General features: G+C 65.5%; 22 protein-coding genes and 1 pseudogene. 18 read left to right on the top strand and 5 right to left on the bottom strand.

The features are described 5' to 3' along the window. Positions 1–121: pseudogene (locus VB777_RS08990) on the top strand (IS1595 family transposase); the annotation flags it as partial. Between the two features lie 115 nt (positions 122–236). Here VB777_RS08990 and VB777_RS08995 read toward each other — a convergent pair. Both VB777_RS08995 and VB777_RS09000 read right to left on the bottom strand, forming a co-directional pair. Continuing rightward, on the bottom strand, positions 237–1880 hold the full coding sequence (locus tag VB777_RS08995) for a ferredoxin:protochlorophyllide reductase (ATP-dependent) subunit B (RefSeq protein WP_416238330.1): 1644 nt from the start codon (positions 1878–1880) through the stop codon (positions 237–239). 143 nt (positions 1881–2023) lie between these two features. Further along, positions 2024–3322 carry a ferredoxin:protochlorophyllide reductase (ATP-dependent) subunit N gene (locus VB777_RS09000; RefSeq protein WP_323248468.1) on the bottom strand — a complete coding sequence of 433 codons (1299 nt, stop codon included), beginning with the start codon at positions 3320–3322 and terminating at the stop codon, positions 2024–2026. A 350-nt stretch (positions 3323–3672) separates the two neighbouring features. On the opposite strand from VB777_RS09000, the gene VB777_RS09005 reads away from it, so the two are divergent. Next, positions 3673–4488 carry a BMC domain-containing protein gene (locus VB777_RS09005; RefSeq protein WP_231605367.1) on the top strand — a complete coding sequence of 272 codons (816 nt, stop codon included), beginning with the start codon at positions 3673–3675 and terminating at the stop codon, positions 4486–4488. An 8-nt stretch (positions 4489–4496) separates the two neighbouring features. Here the strand turns inward: VB777_RS09005 and rdgB are convergent, their stop codons facing one another. After that, positions 4497–5126, bottom strand: a complete 630-nt coding sequence (gene rdgB / locus VB777_RS09010) for an RdgB/HAM1 family non-canonical purine NTP pyrophosphatase (protein WP_323248471.1) — start codon at positions 5124–5126, stop codon at positions 4497–4499. Between the two features lie 334 nt (positions 5127–5460). Here rdgB and VB777_RS09015 point away from each other — a divergent pair, with 334 nt between their 5' ends. The 9 genes from VB777_RS09015 (at position 5461) to VB777_RS09055 (ending at position 14217) form a co-directional block, all read left to right on the top strand. Further along, complete coding sequence (locus tag VB777_RS09015; RefSeq protein WP_197158861.1) at positions 5461–6453, top strand: sodium-dependent bicarbonate transport family permease; 993 nt, start codon at positions 5461–5463, stop codon at positions 6451–6453. Positions 6454–6561: 108 nt separating this feature from the next. After that, positions 6562–6843 carry a P-II family nitrogen regulator gene (locus VB777_RS09020; protein WP_197156602.1) on the top strand — a complete coding sequence of 94 codons (282 nt, stop codon included), beginning with the start codon at positions 6562–6564 and terminating at the stop codon, positions 6841–6843. A 273-nt stretch (positions 6844–7116) separates the two neighbouring features. Next, positions 7117–7428, top strand: coding sequence for a BMC domain-containing protein (locus tag VB777_RS09025; RefSeq protein ID WP_197156600.1), 312 nt, complete (start codon positions 7117–7119; stop codon positions 7426–7428). 66 nt (positions 7429–7494) lie between these two features. Continuing rightward, a complete protein-coding gene (locus tag VB777_RS09030) occupies positions 7495–8907 on the top strand; it encodes a form I ribulose bisphosphate carboxylase large subunit (RefSeq protein ID WP_197156598.1) in 1413 nt (470 codons plus the stop codon). A 145-nt stretch (positions 8908–9052) separates the two neighbouring features. After that, entirely contained in the window at positions 9053–9394 is a 342-nt protein-coding gene (locus VB777_RS09035; protein WP_197156596.1) for a ribulose bisphosphate carboxylase small subunit, read from the top strand. A gap of 82 nt (positions 9395–9476) precedes the next feature. Beyond that, positions 9477–11948, top strand: a complete 2472-nt coding sequence (locus VB777_RS09040) for a CsoS2 family carboxysome shell protein (protein ID WP_323248474.1) — start codon at positions 9477–9479, stop codon at positions 11946–11948. A gap of 4 nt (positions 11949–11952) precedes the next feature. Then, complete coding sequence (locus VB777_RS09045) at positions 11953–13686, top strand: carboxysome shell carbonic anhydrase (RefSeq protein ID WP_323248476.1); 1734 nt, start codon at positions 11953–11955, stop codon at positions 13684–13686. A 1-nt stretch (position 13687) separates the two neighbouring features. Continuing rightward, positions 13688–13966, top strand: a complete 279-nt coding sequence (locus tag VB777_RS09050) for a carboxysome peptide A (RefSeq protein ID WP_197156592.1) — start codon at positions 13688–13690, stop codon at positions 13964–13966. Beyond that, positions 13966–14217: a carboxysome peptide B gene (locus VB777_RS09055; protein WP_197156590.1), complete on the top strand. Its 252-nt coding sequence runs from the start codon at positions 13966–13968 to the stop codon at positions 14215–14217. Before VB777_RS09050 ends, VB777_RS09055 begins: the two co-directional genes overlap by 1 nt. A gap of 31 nt (positions 14218–14248) precedes the next feature. Here VB777_RS09055 and VB777_RS17385 read toward each other — a convergent pair whose 3' ends face one another. Beyond that, a complete protein-coding gene (locus tag VB777_RS17385) occupies positions 14249–14797 on the bottom strand; it encodes a hypothetical protein (protein ID WP_416238128.1) in 549 nt (182 codons plus the stop codon). On the opposite strand from VB777_RS17385, the gene VB777_RS17390 reads away from it, so the two are divergent. From VB777_RS17390 to cbbX, 7 genes are all read left to right on the top strand, one after another. Next, positions 14775–15083 (top strand): BMC domain-containing protein, encoded by a 309-nt coding sequence (locus VB777_RS17390; protein ID WP_231597980.1) that lies wholly within the window; start codon positions 14775–14777, stop codon positions 15081–15083. The two genes, VB777_RS17385 and VB777_RS17390, sit on opposite strands and share 23 nt — an antisense overlap. Positions 15084–15088: 5 nt before the next feature. Next, on the top strand, positions 15089–15592 hold the full coding sequence (locus VB777_RS09065) for a ferritin-like domain-containing protein (protein WP_197156588.1): 504 nt from the start codon (positions 15089–15091) through the stop codon (positions 15590–15592). 83 nt (positions 15593–15675) lie between these two features. Then, the gene (locus tag VB777_RS09070; RefSeq protein ID WP_323248489.1) at positions 15676–17496 is read left to right on the top strand and encodes an NAD(P)H-quinone oxidoreductase subunit F; all 1821 of its coding nucleotides are present in this window, start codon (positions 15676–15678) and stop codon (positions 17494–17496) included. A gap of 10 nt (positions 17497–17506) precedes the next feature. Beyond that, a complete protein-coding gene (locus VB777_RS09075; protein WP_323248479.1) occupies positions 17507–19021 on the top strand; it encodes an NADH-quinone oxidoreductase subunit M in 1515 nt (504 codons plus the stop codon). Between the two features lie 14 nt (positions 19022–19035). Beyond that, positions 19036–20214: a CO2 hydration protein gene (locus VB777_RS09080; protein WP_323248481.1), complete on the top strand. Its 1179-nt coding sequence runs from the start codon at positions 19036–19038 to the stop codon at positions 20212–20214. A gap of 14 nt (positions 20215–20228) precedes the next feature. Beyond that, a complete protein-coding gene (locus tag VB777_RS09085; protein WP_197156583.1) occupies positions 20229–20477 on the top strand; it encodes a 4a-hydroxytetrahydrobiopterin dehydratase in 249 nt (82 codons plus the stop codon). Continuing rightward, positions 20461–21462: a CbbX protein gene (gene cbbX, locus VB777_RS09090; RefSeq protein WP_323248483.1), complete on the top strand. Its 1002-nt coding sequence runs from the start codon at positions 20461–20463 to the stop codon at positions 21460–21462. Before VB777_RS09085 ends, cbbX begins: the two co-directional genes overlap by 17 nt. Positions 21463–21486: 24 nt before the next feature. Here cbbX and dnaA read toward each other — a convergent pair. Then, on the bottom strand, positions 21487–22602 hold a 1116-nt coding region (gene dnaA / locus VB777_RS09095), incomplete at its 5' end, for a chromosomal replication initiator protein DnaA (protein WP_323248485.1).

The raw sequence follows: 22602 nt of genomic DNA on the forward strand, positions 1-22602 counted from the left end.
CACTTACCGTTTCAACCGGCGCTTCAATCTTTCGGCGATGACAGACCGGGTGGTTCATGCCGTCTGTATCTGCACCGCACGTCCCGAGCGTCTCCTCAGGAGAGCGGAGCTTGCTACCTAATCAAGAGGTGCCTTGTTGTCGTCGGTTGCACGGAGACCTATGGACCACTCCGGGGCTGGAGGCTGCCTGTGCGCGTCGCTGCGGAGGCCGTGACTCCGGCGGGGAGTGGCTGGAGTCATCGGCTGAAATGAGCCTTGGCTTCGTAGAGGGTTTCGGCATCGATCCGATGCAGTCCCTGGGCCCGGGCAAAGGATTCAGCGTTGCGTCTGGCCTTGCCCCGCACGAAGAAGGGGATCTTGGCCAGTTCCGCCTCCCCATCCGGGCTCCAGTGCAGGCCGTTCTCCGCCAAAGCAGCTGCTGGAGCGGCTGTTGCCCCGGCAGCTGCTGATGCCACGGCTGTAGCTGTTGTGGTCTCTGTCGAGGCTGCGGCCCCTGTTGTTGGCTGTTTGGTCCCGTTGGTCCCGTTGGCTTCGATTCCGGCTCCAGCCGGTGCTCCACCGAGGTGGCTGCGGTGTCCTTCGGTGAACTCGAAATCGTGGCGGAACATCGTGATCAGGTGCTCCTCCAGCCCCATCATCAGCGGGTGCACCCAGGTGTCGAAGATCACGTTGGCTCCTTCCCAGCCCATCTGCGGTGAGGTGCGGGCCGGCACGTCCTGAACGTGCAGCGGCGTGCTGATCACGGCGCAGGGAATGCCCAGGCGCTTGGCACTGTGCCGCTCCATCTGGGTGCCCAGCACCAGCTCCGGCGCCGCCTCGGCCATGGCCCTTTCCACCACCAGGTAGTCGTCGGTGATCAGCGCGTCCAGGTCGAGCTCCTTGGCTGCGGCCCGCACGTCGCGGGCCTGCTCGCGGCTGTAACTGCCCAGCCCCACCACCTGAAACCCCAGTTCCCGGCTGGCGATGCGGGCAGCGGCGATGGCGTGGGTGGCATCCCCGAAAATGAACACCCGCTTGCCTGTGAGGTAGGTGGAATCCACCGACCGCGAATACCAGGGCAGTCGGGATCGCTGCTCCGCTTCGGCGTTTGCGGCGGCGGCGATCACCTCGGCGTCCATCTCCAGCAGGCTGGTGACCTCCCGTAGGAAGTCGCCGGTAGCGCCGATGCCGATCGGCACGCTGCGCACCACCGGCATGCCGAAGCTCCGCTCCAGCCAGCTGCAGACCGGGCCGGCCACCTCGGGATAGAGGCAGACGTTGGCATCGGCGCTGGGGATGCGCAGCAGATCCGCCGGTCTTGCGCCCAGGGGGGCGACCACGGTCACGTCGATGCCGTGCTCGCCCAGCAGGCGCGTGATCTCAAGGATGTCGTCGCGGCAGCGGAAGCCCAGCAGGGTGGGGCCCAGCAGGTTCACCCGCGGCCGGCGACCCTCCTGGCGCCAGCGGGTCGGTGAGGGCTTGGCGGCCCCGGGCGGCGGCAGCTGTGGTTTGAGCAGGGCTCGCACCAATTGGTAGAAGGTCTCCGCTGCTCCCCAGTTCTCTTTCTTGGAGTAAGCCGGCAGCTCCAGGCTCACCACCGGAATGCCGCCCAGATCCATGCCGCCGGCCAGGGCCCCAGGCTGATCCTGGATCAGTTCGGCGGTGCAGCTTTCTCCCACCAGCAGGGCCTCCGGCCGGAACCGCTCCACGGCGTCGTTGATCGAGCGCTTCACCAGTTCGGCTGTGTCACCTCCCAGATCGCGGGCCTGGAAGGTGGTGTAGGTCACGGGAGGGCGCCGGTCGCGCCGCTCGATCATGGTGAACAGCAGATCGGCGTAGGTGTCTCCCTGGGGGGCATGCAGCACGTAGTGCACCCCTTCCATTGAGGTGGCGATGCGCATCGCGCCCACATGGGGAGGGCCTTCGTAGGTCCAGAGGGTGAGTTCCACAGGAAGGGGTTGGAGAGGGAAGAAGCGATCGGAAGACGGGTCGGGGCTGGGGTGGACCAGCGCTCAGAGCCCACAGCTCAGGTGAACGGGAGAGTTCAGCTGAACTGGAGCAGGTTGCGGCGCCGCAGCGGCCGTGAGAACAGCTCGGCCAGATCCCCGGCCTGGTCGCAGCCATGGATCGGGCTGAACACCAGTTCGATCGACCACTTGGTGGCGATCCCTTCGGCTTCCAGCGGGTTCGCCAGCCCCAGGCCGCAGACCACCAGATCAGGCCGGGCGGCCCGGACCCGCTCCAGCTGGCGTTCCACGTCCTGGCCCTCGGTGATGGCGGTGCCGGCGGGAAGCAGGGCCAGCTCTTCGGCCAGCAGCTGGCGATCCAGGTAGGGGGTACCCACTTCCACCAGCTCCATGCCGCACTCCTGATGCAGGAAACGGGCCAGGGAGAGTTCCAGCTGGGAGTCGGGCATCAGCACCAGCCGTTTGCCGGCCAGCACCTCCCGGTGGGGGGCCACCGCCCGCCGGCCCCGCTCCACCAGCGGTGCAAGGACCGCCTCGATCGCCGCCGGGGCCAGGCCACAGGCGGTGGCAGCGGCCTGCATCCAGAGCCGGCTTCCCTCCACGCCGAAGGGATAGGGGGCCGGGATCAGTTCGGCGCCGCGAGCCTGCAGGGCCCGGGCGGTGGCACTGAGGAACGGCTGCGCCAGCAGCACCTTCGTGCCGCGGCCCACCGGCGGCAGTTCGGTGGATCGCCGCGGCGGCAGGCTGCGCACCCGCTCGATCCCCATGCGTCCGAACAGGTCGATCAACCGATCTTCCACAGGATCGGCGAGGGTGCCCACGATCAGCAGCTGCGGCTCGTCGCTGGCCGGCATCAGCGGCTGCATCGCCAGCAGGGCCTGATCCTCCCCTTGGGTGAAGGTGGTTTCGATCCCACTGCCGCTGTAGTTCAGCACCCGCACCCGTCCGGCCAGCTGGCCGTTGAGCCGCTCGGCAGCCTTGCCCAGGTCGAGCTTGATCACCTCGCTGGGGCACGACCCCACCAGGAAGAGGGTGCGGATCTCGGGCCGTCTCTCCAGCAGGTCGCGCACCAGCCGGTCGAGCTCCTCATTGGCATCGGCGAGGCCGGCCAGGTCCCGTTCCCCGAGGATGGCCGTGCCGAACCGGGGTTCGGCGAAGATCATCACCCCGGCGGCGCTCTGGACCAGGTGGGCGCAGGTGCGGGACCCCACCACCAGGAAGAAGGCATCGGGCATGCGGCGGTGCAGCCACACGATCGAGGTGAGACCGCAGAACACCTCCCGTTGTCCGCTCTCCCGCAAGACGGGGGGAAGGTGGGAGGAGCTCTCCTGGCCACCGGCGGTGACGGCTGGAGCCCATGGTGCGACAGCGCCCATCGAAACGGGCCTCCTGGCGATGCGATCCCTTAGGCCTAGCTACTCATGGGGACTCTGCAGGCAGGGAGTCAGAACTCTTCGGGAACACGTCACTCTTTGGGAACACGTCGCTCTGGCGTGGCCCCTCCGGCTGGCAGTTCAGCGCGAGCCGAGGGCCCCCGGTCAGGTAGTGATCAGCGTTTGTGATCGTTGCGACAAGATCTGTGCATCGCTGCGGGCCCTCCCCGAGCCGGCAGCAGCAGGAACCCAGCAGGGGCGAAGGATAGAGTCGCGTCGCGATCCAACCGTCTCCCTGTCGCCAGGATTTGCCCTGCTGCGCGGCAACCCAACCCTGAGGTGTCCGCCCCTTGATGGAGCGCGCTCGTTCCCGATCCACGCTTCGAGCTCCTCTGCGCTCCGAGCTCCGCAGCGACCAACTGCGTGGGGACAGCCGGCGCGAGGCTCCGCGGATCACCGGCACCGAGGTCCACGGCGACAGCTCCGGCGCCAGTTGTGTGATCACCACCGACAGCGAAGGCCGCCGGCTGGCCAACCAGACGAGCCACGTGCAGTCGATCGAGCTGCGCACCTACGTCTTCCTCGATTCGCTGCAGCCCCAGCTGGCCGCCTACATGGGCACGGTCTCCCAGGGATTCCTGCCGATTCCCGGTGATGCCTGTCTCTGGCTGGAGGTGTCTCCGGGGATGGCGGTGCATCGTGTCACCGACATCGCCCTCAAGGCCAGCACCGTGCGCCTCGGCCAGATGGTGGTGGAGCGGGCCTTCGGTTCGCTGGGGCTCTACCACCGGGATCAGAGCAACGTGCTCCATTCCGGTGATGTGGTGCTGGAGGCGATCGGCAGCCGGGTCGAGCAACGCAGCCCCTGCGAGGTGACCTGGACGGAGATCATTCGCGCGATCACGCCGGATCATGCCGTGCTGATCAACCGCCAGAACCGGCGGGGTTCGATGATCCAGGCCGGCATGAGCATCTTCATCCTGGAGACCGAGCCGGCCGGCTACGTGTTGATTGCCGCCAATGAGGCCGAAAAGGCTTCCAACATCACGGTGGTCGATGTGAAGGCCGTGGGGGCCTTTGGTCGTCTCACCCTCGCCGGCCGTGAAGGCGATGTGGAGGAGGCGGCTTCGGCCGCCATGCGGGCGGTGGCCCACATCAACGATCGATAGAGCTCAGCTCAGGCCGCGGCCAGGCCGAGCAGCTGGAGCAGCCGTGGGGCCATCTGCCGGGCGGCCTTGCCGCGGCTGCCCAGCTTCTCCTTGAGATGGTGGGGCAGCTGGGCATAGCTCAGGCCGGCCTCCCGCACCCAGAAAATCGGGTCATAGCCGCCGCCATGGCCCTGCGGCGTGATCAGAATTTCGCCACGGCAGATCCCCTCGGCCTCGACGGCGACCTGGCCGGTGGGATCAGCCAGCACCATGGCGCTGTTGAAGCTGGCGCTGCGATAGGGGGTGCCCCCCAGTTCCTGGAGCAGGCGGTGGATCCGTTCGTGATCCGTGGGGGCATAGCGAGCCGAGTAGAGGCCCGGTGCCCCGCCGAGGGCATCCACCTCCAGTCCGGAATCGTCCGCCAGGGCCCAGCAGCCGGTCAGCGTCGCCACCGTCTGGGCCTTCAGCCGGGCGTTCTCAAGGTAGGTGTGACCTGTCTCCTCGATCTCCAGCCCTTCTGGTTGCTGACGGACCTCCAGACCAACGGCATGGAGCATGGCCGTGATCTCGGCCACCTTGTGGGCATTGCCGCTGGCAATCACCAGCACCGACGGGCTTGCAGCCAGCACGGATCGATCAGGGGTCTGAGCTCCGGCCAACGGATCGCAACAACGGGTCTGCCCGATCGATCGGGCGGCCGCCATTGTGAGCCACTGACGGAACCAGAGGCTCCCGTACCTGGGAATTTGGGTGTTGGGCTCTGTCGGATGGACCTCCTGCAGGGTGGCTAGGCCCGAAGGCCATGGCGTGCCGGGTTGAACATTCCACCCCCTGAAAATCTCCAGGGGTGCACGCTTGCCGCAGACGTTAAGGAGCTCCCAGGCGTTCGGCCAGGGGTGGGGGGCTGGCTTGAGGAGTTGCTGACCGAAACCGGGAAAAAGCCAGGTGGGTGGCGCTGCCTACGCTGCAGGCCCCCCGATGCCCGCGGCGGCCATGGAATCAGGACTGGTTCTCCAGAACCTTGTGTCACCGCCGGTTCTGTTTTTCTTCCTCGGCATGCTGGCGGTGCTGGTGGGCTCGGATCTGGAGATCCCGGCGCCGCTGCCGAAGCTGTTTTCGTTGTATCTGTTGCTGGCGATCGGCTTCAAGGGCGGTTTGGAGCTGCAGCACAGTGGTCTTGGCGGCCAGGTGACGCTCACGATCACGGCGGCGGTGCTGATGTCGATGCTGGTGCCGTTGACCAGCTTTCTGATCCTGCGCAGTCGTCTGGATTCTTATAACGCCGCTGCGGTGGCCGCGGCCTACGGATCGATCAGTGCCGTCACCTTCATTACAGCAGAAAGTTTTCTCACAGTGCTGCAAGTGCAGTTTGATGGCTTCATGGTGGCGGCCCTTGCTCTGATGGAGTCGCCCGCCATCATTGTGGGGCTGTTGCTGGTGAAACTGGCGGTGCCGGCTGAGCCCAACAGCGGCCGCTCGATTGGCTGGCCTTCCCTGCTGCGAGAGGCATTTCTGAACGGTTCGGTCTTTCTGCTGATGGGAAGTCTGGTGATCGGATTTCTGGTGGCAGCCTTCAGCCCGGCTGGGCTGGAGAAGATGGATCCCTTCATCAATAAACTCTTTTATGGCGCCCTCAGTTTCTTCCTGCTGGACATGGGAATTGTCTCGGCCCAGCGCCTCCACGATCTGCGCCGGGCCGGTCCCTTCCTGATCGGTTTTGCCGTTGGCGCTCCCCTGGTGCACGCCGCCGTTGGACTGGTGGTGGCCAGGGCGCTGTCGCTGCCGCAGGGGGATGCACTGCTGTTCATGGTGCTCTGTGCCAGCGCCTCCTACATCGCCGTTCCGGCGGCGATGCGGATGACGGTGCCGCAGGCCAATCCCAGCCTCTACATCTCCACCGCGCTGGGGGTCACCTTCCCCTTCAACATCGTGGTTGGACTGCCTCTCTATATGGCGATGGTGCAGCGCTGGATCCCGGCCGGCTAGGGATTGGGAGGGCGGTGTCCCCGGTTTTCCCAGGCTGTCGCTGCCTGGCGTCGCCGTTCTGCGTCACTGTCTCGCGCCACCGTTCGTTTTGCCTCTCAGGCCTGTCCGATGAAACGTCTCGATCTGTTGTTGGGAGAGCGGGAGCTGGGCCCGATCTGCGCGGCTCTGCGCACCGCCGGAGCTCCCGGCTACTCGGTGATGCGCCATGTCACCGGGGTGGGAAAGGGGGGTGAGGTGCAGGAATCGATGGAGATGAGCGGCTACGGCGCCAATGCCCATGTGATCGTGTTCTGCGAGGCGGAGGTGCTGGAGCAGATCCGTGCAGCACTGCGGCCCCTGCTCAACTACTACGGCGGCGTTGGCTTCGTCTCCGACGCCCAGCCCCTCTGAGACCACAGCCCCTCGGAACCCGGGTCCGTTGGGTTTCAGATCCACGCCAGGACGGCCTGGACTGGGATCTCAGCGAACCTGCATAGGGAGGTTTGCGCCAGCCTGGGTGCTGGATCAAGCAATGCCTAACGATTTGTGAGGCACTGATCAGCCTGCCTTATCTTTCAATGCGGAAACGGTGATGGCGCAAGCCCTGTCAACGGCTTGACGGAGGGAATGGCTGCAGACCATGGTTACGGACGAACATTCCACCCCCTCCTTCAGGAGCAGGTAATGGCAAACGAAACCATGGGCATCGCCCTCGGCATGATCGAGACCCGTGGCCTGGTGCCGGCGATCGAAGCAGCCGATGCCATGACCAAGGCCGCTGAAGTGCGTCTGATCGGTCGTGAGTTCGTGGGCGGCGGTTACGTGACCGTGTTGGTCCGTGGTGAAACCGGCGCTGTGAACGCGGCCGTTCGTGCTGGCGCCGATGCCTGCGAGCGCGTGGGTGATGGCCTGGTGGCCGCCCACATCATTGCCCGCCCCCACCGCGAGGTTGAGCCCGCCCTGGGCAACGGCAATTTCGTCGGTTCCAAGGACTGATCGGCTTGGCGCCTAAGGCGCTGACCCGCTGATTCTTCCCTTTCCCGACTTACCCGGACATCCCCCATGAGCAAGAAGTACGACGCAGGGGTCAAGGAGTACCGCGACACGTATTGGACTCCTGATTACGTTCCCCTCGACACCGACCTGCTGGCCTGCTTCAAATGCACCGGCCAGGAAGGTGTGCCCAAGGAAGAGGTGGCTGCCGCTGTGGCCGCTGAATCCTCCACCGGCACCTGGTCCACCGTCTGGTCCGAGCTCCTCACCGATCTCGACTTCTACAAAGGCCGTTGCTACCGCATCGAAGACGTTCCTGGCGACAAGGAAGCCTTCTATGCCTTCATCGCCTATCCCCTCGATCTGTTCGAGGAAGGTTCCATCACCAACGTGCTGACCTCCCTGGTCGGCAACGTCTTCGGTTTCAAGGCCCTGCGCCACCTGCGTCTGGAAGACATCCGCTTCCCGATGGCCTTCATCAAGACCTGCCAGGGTCCGCCGAACGGCATCGTGGTCGAGCGCGATCGCATGAACAAGTACGGTCGTCCCCTGCTGGGTTGCACGATCAAGCCGAAGCTCGGCCTGAGTGGCAAGAACTACGGCCGGGTGGTGTATGAGTGCCTCCGCGGTGGCCTCGACTTCACCAAGGACGACGAGAACATCAACTCCCAGCCTTTCCAGCGCTGGCAGAACCGCTTCGAGTTCGTTGCCGAAGCCGTCAAGCTGTCTGAGCAGGAGACCGGCGAGAAGAAGGGGCACTACCTCAACTGCACCGCCGCCACTCCCGAGGAGATGTATGAGCGGGCCGAGTTCGCCAAGGAACTGGGTCAGCCCATCATCATGCACGACTACATCACCGGTGGCTTCACGGCCAATACCGGTCTGGCGAAGTGGTGCCGCAAGAACGGCATGCTGCTGCACATCCACCGCGCCATGCACGCGGTGATTGACCGCCATCCCAAGCACGGTATCCACTTCCGGGTGCTGGCCAAGTGCCTGCGTCTCTCCGGTGGTGACCAGCTGCACACCGGCACCGTGGTGGGCAAGCTGGAGGGTGATCGTCAGTCGACGCTGGGCTACATCGACCAGCTGCGTGAATCCTTCGTTCCCGAAGATCGCAGCCGCGGCAACTTCTTCGATCAGGATTGGGGTTCGATGGGCGGCGTCTTCGCCGTGGCCTCCGGCGGCATCCACGTTTGGCACATGCCTGCACTGGTGGCCATTTTCGGCGACGATTCGGTGCTGCAGTTCGGTGGTGGTACCCACGGTCACCCCTGGGGTTCTGCAGCTGGTGCTGCCGCCAACCGTGTGGCCCTTGAGGCCTGCGTCAAGGCGCGCAATGCCGGCCGCGAGATTGAGCGGGAAGGTCGCGACATCCTTACGGAAGCAGCGAAGCACAGCCCTGAGCTGGCGATTGCCCTCGAGACCTGGAAGGAAATCAAGTTCGAGTTCGACACCGTCGACAAGCTCGACGTCAACTGATCGCCGGCGATTCGCCGTTGCATCACGACGCGGCGCTATGCCGTCCCGACATCCAGCCCCGATCGATTCGGACGATCCTGATGGAATCTGCCTGATGGAAGCCGTCTGATTCGTCGGGGACACCCTCTGCACCCCAAGGATCCCCATGCCTTTCAAGAGCACCGTGGGTGACTATCAAACAGTCGCCACCCTGGAGACATTCGGCTTCCTGCCGCCGATGACCCAGGACGAGATCTACGACCAGATCGCCTACATCATTGCCCAGGGATGGAGCCCCCTGGTTGAGCACGTTCACCCCAGCCGCTCCATGGCGACCTACTGGTCGTTCTGGAAACTGCCGTTCTTCGGTGAGAAGGATCTCGGCGTGATCGTCAGCGAGCTTGAGGCTTGCCATCGGGCCTATCCCGATCATCACGTCCGCCTGGTGGGCTACGACGCTTACACCCAGAGCCAGGGCGCCTGCTTCGTGGTCTTCGAAGGCCGCTGAGCTTCAGCCCTTCCCTTCAGTGATCCCGGCCTCAGGGCCGGGATCCTTCTTTCGATCCAGTCATTCCATTCATCGGGCGGAGATGGCCAGCACTTCCAGTCGTGACGCAGCTCTGGAGCGCCGCAAGGCCCTCACCAGCGCAGGCAAGAAAGCCGCTGGCCGTTACGGCTCCAGCGCCAGCCGCGTGCGCACGGCTGCGGATGCCCGTCCCACCCGCACCTCGGTGCCGGAGCCTGTCATGGCGCCTGCCGCCCCGGTTCAGGCGACCAGGCCCGGTCGTCCGGCGCGATCGGCAGCCATGTCGCTGTCGGCCCCGGCTCCCTCCAGAACTGTGGCGGCGCCGACGCGCAGCACCCCCCGGCCGATCAGCAACCCCAGCCGCGAGTTGGTTCTCTCCCGTCGGGAGGCTCTCAGCAAGCGGGGTAAGCGGGCCGATACCAGCCGCGACCGCACCCGTACCGATCTGCAGAAGGTCGCTCCAGCGGGCGCCGGATCCTCAGCAGCCTCGGCCGGTGAGCACAAGTGCAAGTGTCAGGAGCGCCAGGCTGAAGCCTCGGCCCCGACCAGCAGTGCGCCGGCTCGCCGATCGGCTTCTCTGGGGAGTTCCAGCCTCGGCAGCAGTCTGTCCTCGCGCAGCAGCAGTGCGGCTGATCGCCGCCCTGCCGTGAAGCGCGCCTCGCAGCACAACCCCAGCCGGTCTCTGGTGCTGGCCCGTCGTGAGGCCCTGAGCAAGCGCGGCAAGGCCGCCAACACTCCCAGCAATTCCACGGCTGCTGCTGTGGCGCGCCAGGGCAACCCCGACCTCACCACCCGAGAACTGGCTCAGAAGGTGCGTGAGCTCAAGAGCAAGGTGGGCTCCAGTGGCGCCACGCGGGGAAGCGGCAGCACCCGTCCCACGGGCCCCAACCTCCATGGCGCCAAGCAGGCGGCTGCCGCCGATGCCCACTGGAAGGTGGGCGTCAGTGAAACCCTCCGCGGACAGACGGTGACCGGCACCCAGGCCAACCGCTCGCCCAAGACCACCGGCAATGAGGCCAGCACCTGCCGCACGATCACCGGTACTGAATACATGGGTGCCGAGGTGTTTCAGTCCTTCTGTCAGGACCGGCCTTCCCCCGTTCAGCCCGCCAAGGTCCGGGTCACTGCCACCAGCCATGGCAACCGCGTCACCGGCAATGAGGTGGGCCGTTCGGAGAAGGTCACCGGCGATGAGCCCGGCACCTGCAAGACGATCACCGGCACGGAGTACATCTCCGCCAATCAGGCCCTGGCCTACTGCGGCGATCTCGAGCCCAGCCCGCGCAAGGTGGGTCACAGCCAGACCCTCGGTGGCCGTCCGGTCTCCGGTGTGATGGTGGGGCGCAGCGAGCGGGTCACCGGCGATGAGCCCGGCTCCGGACGCCAGCTCACCGGTACCCAGTACCTCGGATCTGAGCCCCTGGTGCCCGGCCGTGCCCCCGATAAGGTCAATGTCCTTCAGACGCTGCGTGGCACGGGGATCACCGGAACCCACGTCGGTCGTAGCGAGCGGGTCACCGGCGATGAGCCCGGCAGTTGCCGCCGCGTCACCGGTGATGAATACATCGGCCGTCAGCAATACGAAGGGTTTTGCGGATCCCAGCCCGAGCCGGAAGCGGCCAAGGTTGGATTCTCAATCACCAACAAGGCCCAGGTGGTGAGCGGGACGCGCACCGGCCGCTCCAGCCGGGTCACCGGTGATGAACCCGGCACCTGCAAGGCCGTCACGGGAACCCCCTATGCCGGACTGGAACAGGCGGGTGACTGGTGCTCCAGCAAGCAGGTCAAGGAGATCCGCCAGCGCACGCCTGCCCGCCTCGGTACTCCGGGCCCCAGCATGACCGGCCTGCAGCCCGGCATCGGTGGTGTCATGACCGGCGCTGAACGGGGTGCCTGCGAGCCCGTCACCGGCACCCCTTACCTCGGGGCCGATCAGATGGCTGCCGCCTGCAGCGCCGCCGAAACCCACGACGCTGATTTCCCTCAGCCGCTCGATTCCCAGCCCTGGGAGCAGTTCAGCATCCAGTCTCCGGCCCGCGCGGCCCAGAGTGAGCGTCAGAAATCCGGGGCTGTGACCGGCACCAGTTACGAACAGGGCAACCGCATCACCGGTCCGTTTGACATGGCCTCCGGCAAGGTGACCGGCACTGAGCAGTTCCGCTTTGACCGCCATGGCAGCGGTTCCTCTGCCTTCGATCGGATCTCGGCCCGAGGTCGGGCACCGATCAGCGTCGATGAGGATGTGCGCCCTGCGTCCGCTCCTGAGCGACCCGTGTCGCGTGTCACCGGCGAAGGCATCTCCGCTGGCCTGAAGATCACTGGCGACGACTGGGATCGTGGCGAGAGGGTCACGGGTACGGAGGGAGCGTCTGCCCGTCAACGCAACCCCAGCCGTCCTGGCCCGATGACGGCCATGCCCACCTACGAGGCCAAGCGCAACGAAGCCGTTCCGGCTCCGGTGAGCCGGGTGACCGGATCGAGTGGAAACACCGATCGTGGCTCTCTGGTGACCGTGTCCGGCGGGGCCCGCGGCTGATCTGATGCCACGCCGTCCGGTTTCTCCAGTGGCGCGTACTCCCCAGGGCGCCCCGGCCCAGCGCCGCCGCCCTGCGGCCCCCAGCCCCGATGAGCTGCGCCGCTCCGTCCAGAGGTTGCGTGGGCGCCTGCTAGAGCCTGAGATCACCACCGCCACCAGCGTCTCCGAGGACGGTGTTGATCCAGCCGCCAACCCCTGGGACACAGGCCGTCGTGCCCGGGTCCGTCGGACTCCTGAGCTGACTCAGAGGAATGAATCCCCTGGTCTCGGTGCTGCCGCTGCCGGCCTTGACGCCTGGCGGTCGCGCCGATCCTCGGCTTCCGCCTCCGTGAGGCTCCATCCCCTGACCGACAGCCGGGCCAACGCGGCCTTGCAGACCTACGACGCCCAGGTCAAGGGCGCCTTTGATCGGCTCGTGCCTGTGCTCAAGCGCCTTTCCGCCTTGCAGCATGAGGACGACTTCATCCCACGGGCACAGGAGCTGGCCCGGGCCGAGCTTGGTTTCGAGCTGCCCCAGCCGATCCTGGAGACAGCCTGGGTGACGCAGCTGGACATGCGCACCCTGTTCGCCTGGTGCGTGTTCGAGACCTACGAGCAGACCAGCGCCAGTTTCTTCGAGCGGGATCCGCTCCAGGGCAGACCAGGCTCAGCCACGGTGGAATCCTTCGATGCTTTTCTGCTCGACTGCGGCTTTCACCTGCTCGACATCACGCCCTGCGCCGATGGTCGTCTGGCCCATGCCATCGCCTATGCCCTGCGGTTGCCCTTCGGCTCGGTGCGGCGTCGTCCCCACGCGGGTGCTCTCTTTGATGTCGAGAACACGGTGAGTCGCTGGGTGAAGACCGAGCACCGCCGCTATCGGGAGGGCCTGCCCAATCCGGCCCATGCCGATACCCGCTATCTCAAAGTGGTGCTCTACCACTTCAGCTCCCTCGATCCCAGCCATGAGGGTTGTGCGGCCCACGGCAGCGACGATGCTTTGGCGGCCGGTTGTGGTCTCAGTCGCCTCAAGGATTTCCAGCAGGCCGTGGAGAACAGCTTCTGTTGCGGCGCCTCGGTGGACCTGCTGCTGCTGGGGATCGATACCGACACCGATGCCCTGAGGGTTCACGTTCCGGGCCTGGATGGCAGCACCAATCTCGAGCGTTGGCTCGATGCCCGCGAGGTGTATGAGGCCACCGCGGGGCTCAGTGCCGAGCTGGCTCGCGACCGGATCCTGGCGCTGGTTCAGCAGGCTGCTGCCAGCACGCCGGATCCCGGCATGGTGCGTCTGATCAGCAGACTGCTGGAGCACAACCTCTCCCAGATTGATTACGTCCGCCAGTTCCATGGTGGTCACTACAGCGATGCTGGCCATGCCGAGCGGTTCATTGGAGTCGGCATCGGGTTCAAGGAGGTGCACCTGCGCAACCTCACCTACTTCGCCTATATGGATACCGTTGAAGAGGGCGCCCCGGACCTCGACGTGGGGGTGAAGATCTTCAAAGGTCTCAATGTGTCCCGTGGTCTGCCGGTGCCGGTGGTGGTGCGATTCGACTACAACGGCCAGGTCCCCGGTGCCCGTGACCGGGCTGAGCGCCATTGCCGGCGGGTCCAGCAGGCGATTGAGTCGCGCTACGGCGAACTCTGTCGTGAAGGGCTCCTGCACGTGTTGCTGACGATTCGCGATCAGGATCGCCACGCACCAGCGGAGACGATCGGATCCACGATCAGCTTTGCCAGCGGAGGAGGACACTGACATGTTGATCTGCAAGGTGTTGAAGCCGCTGGTTTCGACCAACCGCATTCCCGACTTCGAGCACAAGCATCTTCAGGTGGTGCTGGATGGCAGTACCCAGAAGGTTGCTGTGGATGCCGTTGGCTGCATTCCCGGCGATTGGGTGATCTGTGTGGGCAGCTCGGCGGCCCGCGAGGCGGCAGGCAGCAAGTCGTACCCGAGTGATCTCACGATCGTGGGCATCATCGATCACTGGGATCCCGATGCCGCCAAGGCGATGGCGTCAGGGGGGAGTAAGTAATGGAGATCATGCAGGTGATGGGTTCACTGGTCTGCACCCAACGGGTCGAAGGCTTCGCCCACCAGAACCTTCGTGTGCTTCGGACTCCGAAGGGCAAGCTCAGTGTCGCTGTGGATCCCGTCGGGGCCGCCACTGGCAACTGGGTCTTCACCGCCAGTGGCTCCGCTGCCCGCCATGCCACAGGTGACGCCAGCCTGTTCACCGATCTCACCATCGGTGGAATCATCGACTTCTGGGAGCCGGACGGCTGACGCTCAACCGGGCCTACGCGCCAGCCCGCCCTTAACGCCCGTTCCGTTCGCCACCTCCCGCCACCCCCTCCCTGACCATGGCCACCCCGACGCCCAGCCCCGCCGCCGGATCCACCCCGGCCCCGTCTGCGGAGACAGCCCCTGCCGTCACTCCCGCTGCAGAGGCCCCTGCCCCCGCTCCTGCGGAGGCCGTGGTCAGCGCGACGGCGCCCATGGCCTCCACTGAGTCCAAGGGCTCCACCTCACCCAAGGCCCTGCCCACCCCTTCGACCACTGATCCCCCTGCCGCCAGTTCACTGACGGCTGCCCCCACCACTCCGGCGAAGCGCAGCAGCGCTCGCTCCACTGCCGCTGCCCGCGTCCCTTCTTCCCGTACCGCCATGGCTCGCACCTCCACCACCCGGGCCGTCAGCCGCTCGGCTGCGACCCGCCCCGCCGCCAGCCGTGCCTCCACTGGCCGGGCTTCTGGTTCCGGTCGTGCCGCTGCCTCCGCTGCCACGGGCGGCGGCTCCTCCAGCCTCACCCCTCCCAACCGTTCCGCTTCTCCTTCCTTTCCGATGGCTTCCTCCGTACAGGGCATCGCCCTTGGCATGATCGAGACGCGTGGCCTGGTCCCCGCGATCGAAGCCGCCGACGCCATGACCAAGGCCGCGGAAGTCACCCTGATCTCACGGGAATTCGTCGGTGGTGGCTACGTCACCGTGATGGTGCGTGGCGAAACCGGGGCTGTGAACGCCGCGGTCCGGGCCGGTGCCGATGCCTGTGAGCGTGTCGGTGACGGCCTGGTGGCAGCCCACATCATTGCCCGTCCCCATGGCGAGGTCGAGCCCGCCCTGGTTTGCACCGGCGTCACCCGTCGCCTCTGATTCTTATGGACGAAGCCGCCCATCCCCGCGTCCTCGGTTATCTTGGGCGCGCCCTGAGCCTTGAGCTCTCCGCCGTGCAGCAGTACATGACCCAGGCCTCCCTTGTGGAGCTCTGGGGAGATGCAGAGGCTGCGGAGCGTTTTCGCCGCGAGACCGTGGAGGAAATGCAGCATGCCGAGCGCATCGTGCAGCAGATGCTGCGTCTGCGGGTGGCCCCTGCGGCCTCCCAGCTGCGCGCTGTCACCCATGCGCCGGATCTGGTCGGTCTGCTGCGGCTGAATAGCGTGCTGGAGCACGATCTGATCAACCACTACGCCGAGGCCGTTCGCTTTTGCGTGCTGATCGGTGATGAAGAAAATGCCGAATTCTTCCGGGCGCTCTGGAAGGAGGAACAGCATCACGGCGAAGAGCTGAATGGCTGGCTGCGGCAGCTGGCGGTGGTTTCACAGCCCCCTGCCATCCCCGCCGCGATCCGTTACGACTATTCCCGTCATCGCGCCAGCTTCTAAATCCGGCGCTGGACGTCCAGCCTCGATGCCGTCCATCTGCTGCCTTGGTCGCCGAACTTCCCCTGTACAACCTGCCCCTGTCCATGCAGCTGGCCTGGTTGATCCCGCTGTATGGCTTCAGCGGGGTGCTGCTCTCCCTGCCCTGGTCCAGCGGCTGGATCAAGCGCAATGGACCGCGACCTGCGGCCTATCTCAATCTTCTGGTCACCTTGTTGGCCTTTCTGCACGGCAGCCTGGTGCTGCGTCAGGTCTGGCTGATTGGCCCCCATCACCTTGAGATCCCCTGGTTCCACGCCGCCGACCTGAATCTCTCGATCGGTTTTGATCTCTCGCTCACCAATCTGGCCGCTCTTGAGCTGGTCACTGGCCTCAGCCTGCTGGGCCAGGTTTTTGCCCTGGGCTATCTCGACAAGGAGTGGTCCTTGGCCCGCTTCTATGCGCTGGTGGGATTCTTCGAAGGCGCGATGTCCGGGGTGGTGCTGAGCAGCAGCCTGTTCATGAGCTATTTCCTGCTGGAGATGCTCACCCTGTCCACCTATCTGCTGGTGGGGTTCTGGTACGCCCAGCCCCTGGTGGTCACGGCGGCCCGGGATGCGTTTCTGACCAAGCGGGTCGGCGACGTGCTGTTGCTGATGGGTGTGGTTGCCCTGTCGGCCTGGTCGGGTCAGACCGAGTTCACTGAGCTCTATGCCTGGGCCGCCAGTGCTCCGCTCACACCCCTGGCCGGAACCCTGCTGGGCCTGGGCCTGATTGCCGGGCCCATGGGCAAGTGTGCCCAGTTCCCGATGCATCTCTGGCTGGATGAGGCGATGGAGGGGCCCAACCCGGCCTCGATTCTGCGTAATTCCGTGGTGGTGACCTGCGGTGCCATCGTGCTGCTGAAGCTGATGCCGCTGTTGCTGATCTCTCCGGTGGCCACCGATGTGCTCCTGGCTGTGGGCGCCATCAGTGCGGTGGGCGGTGCCCTGGTGGCGATCGCCCAGGTGGATCTGAAGCGGGCCTTTTCCTATTCCACCACCTCCTACCTCGGCCTGGTGTTCGTGGCCATCGCCCTGCAGCAGCCGGGTATCGCCCTGCTGTTGCTGTTCGCCCACGGTCTGGCCAAGGCCCTGCTGTTCATGAGCGTGGGCAGCATCATCGCCACCACCAACTGTCAGGACCTGACTGAACTCGGTGGCCTGGGCCGACGCATGCCCGCCACCACCGGCGCCTTCCTGATGGCGGCGGCCGGGGTCACCGGCCTGTTACCCCTGGGCTGCTTCTGGTGCTTCGGCTTGCTGGTGCAGGCCTTCAGTGCCGAGCACCGATTCTTCGCTCTGGTGGTGCTGCTCACCAACCTGCTCACCCTGTTCAACCTCACCCGTGTGTACCGCCAGGTCTTCCTCGGGGATGCTCAGCCCAAGACACGGCGGGCACCGGAGGTGATCTGGCTGATGGCTCTGCCGATGGTGAGCCTCACGGTGCTGGTGGGGTTGATGCCCTGGATCATGGCCCGCATCGATCCGGTCCCCGGCATCGCCTCCTTCTCCCCTGGGGTGGCGCTCCTGGTGATGGGCTCCGGTCTGATCGGGGTTGTCTCCGCGGCCGTGGTGCCGCTGAACAAGGCCTGGTCACGCTCCCTGTTCAAGCCGCTGCGCACTCTGCAGGATCTCCTGGCCTTCGACTTCTATACCGACCGCATCTATCGCGCCACGATCGTGGCCTTCGTGGCGGCCCTTTCGCGGCTCACCAATGGTTTCGATGCAGCCGTGGTGAATGTGCTGGTCGATCGTGTCGGCAGCCTCTCGATGGCTGCGGCCGGCAGTCTGCGGCTGGCCGTGAGCGGCCGCATGCAGACCTACGTGCTCACGGCCCTGGTGGCGATCCTGCTCCTGCTGGCCTCCCTGAACTGGTTCATCGCCTGAGGATCGATCGATGCTGAGTGCCCTTCTCGCCATTCCCTTTCTCGGTGCTCTGGGCCTGATGCTCTGGCCGGGTGAGCTCTCTCTCGAGAAGGTTCGCCGCGCCGCCCTGGCCCTGCTCGTGTTGCAGCTGGCCTGGAGCCTGCGTCTGCTGCTGCCGTTCGATCCCTCCTTCGGCGGGATGCAGCTGCAGGAAACGATCCCCTGGATCGAGAGTCTGGGGCTGGAGTATCGCCTCGGCGTGGATGGACTCTCCCTGCCGCTGGTGCTGGTCAATGCCGGCCTCACCCTGGTTTCGGCCTATGCCTCCACCACGGTGACCCAGCGGCCGCGTTTGTATTTCGCCCTGCTGCTGGTGATCAGCGGCGCCGTGAACGGAGCCTTCCTCTCGCTGAATCTGCTGCTCTTTTTCCTTTTCTACGAACTGGAGCTGATTCCGCTGTGGTTGCTGATCTCGGTCTGGGGTGGAGCCCGTCGCGCCTATGCGGCCACCAAGTTCCTGATCTTCACGGCGGTGTCCGGCGGATTGATCCTCGCCGCTTTTCTGGGCCTGGCGCTGGTCACCGGCGAGGTGGACTTCAGCCTCACCCCCGTGCTCGGCGGCCAGCTGGCTATGGGAACCCAGCTCCTGCTGCTGGGTGCTCTGTTGGTGGGTTTCGGCATCAAGATCCCGCTGGTTCCCTTTCACACCTGGCTGCCGGATGCCCACACCGAGGCGTCGACGCCGGTGTCGGTGTTGCTGGCCGGGGTGCTGCTCAAGCTCGGCACCTATGGGCTGCTGCGCTTCTGCCTGGGACTGTTCCCGGAGGCGTGGGCTGTGGCGGCCCCCTGGCTGGCCATCTGGGCGGCGATCTCGGTGTTGTATGGCTCCCTGGCGGCGATCGCCCAGCGGGACATGAAACGGATGGTGGCCTACAGCTCCGTGGGGCACATGGGCTATGTGCTGCTCGCGGCCGCGGCGGCCACGCCCGTGAGTCTGCTCGGGGCTGAATTCCAGATGGTGAGCCACGGTCTCATCTCCGCCCTGTTGTTTCTGCTGGTGGGCGAGGTGTACACCACGACCGGCACCCGCGACCTGGATGTGTTGCGGGGCCTGCTCAACCCAGAGCGGGGTCTGCCTTTGACCGGTTCGCTGATGATTGTGGGGGTGATGGCCAGCGCGGGTCTGCCCGGCATGGCCGGCTTCATCTCTGAGTTTCTGGTGTTTCGCGGCAGCCTGGCGACCTTCCCCGTGGCCACAGTGGCCTCGATGGTGGGATCAGGTCTGACGGCCGTCTATTTCCTGTTGCTGGTCAACCGTGCCTTCTTTGGCCGGCTGGCCGTCACCCCTCCTGAACCCGGAGGGCCGCTCGACATCTGCTTGCCGGCCGTGCCCCTGCTCCGTCACCTGCCCGCCATGGTGCTCACGGTTCTTGTGGTGGCGATCGGACTGGCACCATCGGGGTTGGGCTTTCTCTCGGAGCAGGCCACCACGGCCATGAGTCAGTTACCAGCCTTGGTGACGGCCATCAGTGGGAGGCCCGCCTGATGAACAGCTCTGCCATGGCGTCCCTGAATCCCGGACGCTCGCGGACGCGCCAGGCTCCGATCCCTACCGCGGCAGAACTGGAACGGCGCCTGCTGGCCGGCGAGACCCTGCTGGCCGAGAGCCCCACCCATCTGCTGGAAGTGGTGGGGGTTCTGGAGAGCTATGGAGAAGTGCTTGATGCCTACAGCATCAACCTGGTGTACCAGGCGGAGAAGCAGTTTCTCAATCCCCTGCCGATCTTCAAGTTCCTTGATGGTGATCCCAGCCTCGCCAGGATCTGGCGGCATCTCAACCACGACCGCATCAACTTCGAGTATGCCGAGTACTGCCAGAAGGCGATGTTCTGGCATGGCACCGGTGGCCTCGATGCCTATCTCGACACCGACGCCTTCCGCCAGGGCTGCGCCGCCATCATCCGCTGCAAGACCCGGCGGGACCCGCTGCTGGGTCTGCTCCATCCTCTGTTTCCGGACTTTCTGATCGAGCTGATCCGCTCGGCGGCCACCACCCATGCCCTGGGTCAGTTCTGGCGGGTGATGAGTGACCTGTTCCTTGATCTGGCCAGGGCCGAGCGCGATGGACGGGTGGGTTCCATTGCCCAGCTGGTGGACTTCTTGATGGATGGGCTGGTGGCAGCGGCAGCTCAGCCGATCACCTACGCGGTGGAGGTGGCGGGCCAGCGGTTCTGGGTGCTGCCGCCCGAGGCCGCGCTCACCTTCCTGGTCGATGTGGCGGTGCCCTACGTCGAGGCGGTGTTCCTGCGGGGCATGCCCTTTCTGGGCACGGTGTCGTTCAACGCCCAGGCCCAGCAGATCTCGCCGGATCAGAGCCGCTTTGCCTACGGCGCCCTCTACGCCGATCCCCTTCCCACCATGGGGGCGGGCATCCCGCCCAGCCTGCTGATGCAGGACATGTATCGCCACCTGCCCGAACCGCTGCATCATTGGTACCGGCAGCAGGGCCGCGGCGAGGGAGATTTGCGGGTGAAGATCTGCGCCAGTTTTCAGAAGGCGATGTTCTGCGTCACCAATGCCGCGATCAAGGGCACCTTTCCCCATCCGCTGCACAGCACCGATGAGCAGCAGCTGCAGGCCAATCGTGCCTACGCAGCGGCCTGGGTGGAGCGACTCAGCCATGCCCGCACCGACTGCCTGAGCGACCAGTCGGCAGCGGAGGATGGCAGCCGCAGTTGATCTAGGGTCAGACCATGGAACAGGCCTGGACGAAACGGAATCGCCCTGAACGGCTCGAACGTCGTATCGAGTTCGACGACTACGAGGCGACCCGGGTGTTTCTGGAGCGGTTGAACGAGCTCTCCGAAAGCAGCAATCGCTTCCCGGATATCAGCTTCGGACGCACCTATGTGAACCTCACGTTGCGCAGTGAGGAGGACGACGCCCCGATCGGCGCTGCCGACGAATCCTTTGCCGCGGCTGTCGATGCCCTCCTCGATTGATCCCTCTTCCGCGCCTGATCCATCCTCTGCGCCCGTTGAACCCTCCGCTGAGGCTGATCAGCCAGATCTGAGCCACGATCTCACCCGCGTCGATCTGAAGGCGGCCTACGAGGGGGTGGGTGTGCAGGAGGTGCTGGAGCAACTTGATCACGACCTGGTGGGGCTGAGGCCGGTGAAGGCCCGGATCCGTGAGATCGCGGCGCTGCTGGTGGTGGAGCGGGCCCGCACCCAGGTGGGCCTGGCGACGGCGGCTCCCAGCCTGCACATGTCGTTCACCGGCCAACCGGGAACCGGCAAGACCACGGTGGCGGAGCGGATGTCCCAGATCCTGCATCGGCTCGGCTATGTGCGCAAGGGACACGTGGTCACCGCCACCCGTGACGATCTGGTGGGGCAGTACATCGGCCATACGGCGCCGAAGACGCGCGAGATGCTGAAGAAGGCGATGGGTGGGGTGCTGTTCATCGATGAGGCGTACTACCTGTACCGTCCCGAGAACGAGCGCGACTACGGCGCCGAAGCGATCGAGATCCTGCTGCAGGTGATGGAAGCCAATCGCGACGATCTGGTGGTGATCTTCGCTGGCTACAAGGATCGCATGGACGTGTTCTACCAGTCCAATCCCGGGCTCTCCTCGCGGGTCGCCAATCATATTGATTTCCCCGACTACAGCGGCCCTGAACTGCTGGCGATCGCCAAGCTCATACTCGCGGCGGAGAACTACCGCTTCAGCGACGAGGCCACGGCGGCCTTCGCCGAGTACATCCAGCGACGCATGCAGCTGCCGTTCTTCGCCAACGCCCGCTCGATCCGCAATGCCATCGATCGGGCCCGCATGCGCCAGGCCAATCGCCTGTTCACCCGCATGGGCAGCTGCGTGACCAAGCGCGATCTGATGACGATCGAAGCCGTCGACATCACCGCCAGCCGGGTGTTCTGCGGTGAACTGGAAGGTCTCGATCCCTCCAGGCCGCTGACCAGCTGAGCCCAGCCTGCGCTTGCGCGAAATTTACTTGCGTTTGCGCGAATCAATCTGCAGCAGGTCTCGCACCTGTTGCACCTGGCGGGCCAGGGCAGGATCGGTGTGAAGCTTCTTTTCCACCTGCTCCACCGCATACATCACTGTGGAGTGGTCCTTGCCGCCGAAGGCTTCGCCGATGCGCGGCAGGCTCAGATTGGTGCCCTGCCGCATCAGGTACATCCCCACCTGGCGGGCCTGGCTCACGGCCCGTTTGCGGCTGGGGCTGAGCATTTCTTCGGTGCGAACGCCGAAGACCTCGGCCACCTTGTCGAGCACCTGCTGTGGGGTCACCTCCACATCGTTGCCGCCGGGGTCGAGCATCGGCGCTACCGATTCCACCGTCATCGGCAGACCGGTGATCGAGGCGAAGGCCACAGCCCTGGTGAGGGCCCCCTCGAGTTCGCGGATGTTGGAGGTGAAGCGGCCGGCGATGTACTGGATCAGATCGCGCGGCAGCGCCATCTGTTCCTGCTCGGCTTTCTTGTGCAGGATCGCCATGCGCGTTTCCAGGTCGGGGGCCTGGATGTCGGCGATCAGCCCCATCGAGAAGCGGGAGATCAGGCGCTCCTGCAGCTTGGGAATCTGACTGGGGGGACGGTCGGAGGCGATCACGATCTGCCGCCCCGCCTCGTGCAGGGCGTTGAAAGTGTGGAAGAACTCCTCCTGGGTGTATTCCTTGCCTTCGATGAACTGGATGTCGTCCACCAGGATCAGGTCGGCGGCGCGGTAGCGGTCGCGAAAGGCCTGCATGCCGTCCTTGCGGATCGCCTGGATCAGGTCATTGGTGAAGGTCTCGGTCGAGACGTAGAACACCCGCGCGTCCGGGTCGATCTCAAGGCGGTAGTGGCCGATCGCCTGCATCAGGTGGGTCTTGCCCAGGCCCACGCCGCCGCAGAGGAAGAGGGGGTTGAATTCCCGGCCCGGTGCCTCCGCCACCGCCAGGGCGGCCGCGTGGGCCATGCGGCTGTTGGGGCCCACCACGAAGCGGTTGAACACATAGCGTGGATTGAGGCCAGGGGCGAGTTTGCGGGGGGTCTCGCCGGTGGCGGGGGAGCGCACCGGGGCCGCAGGCCGGCCATTGCCGGTCTCCCGCGTGCCGCTGGC

The organism is Synechococcus sp. CCY9202 (assembly GCF_034931685.1).
Taxonomy (GTDB): domain Bacteria; phylum Cyanobacteriota; class Cyanobacteriia; order PCC-6307; family Cyanobiaceae; genus CBW1002.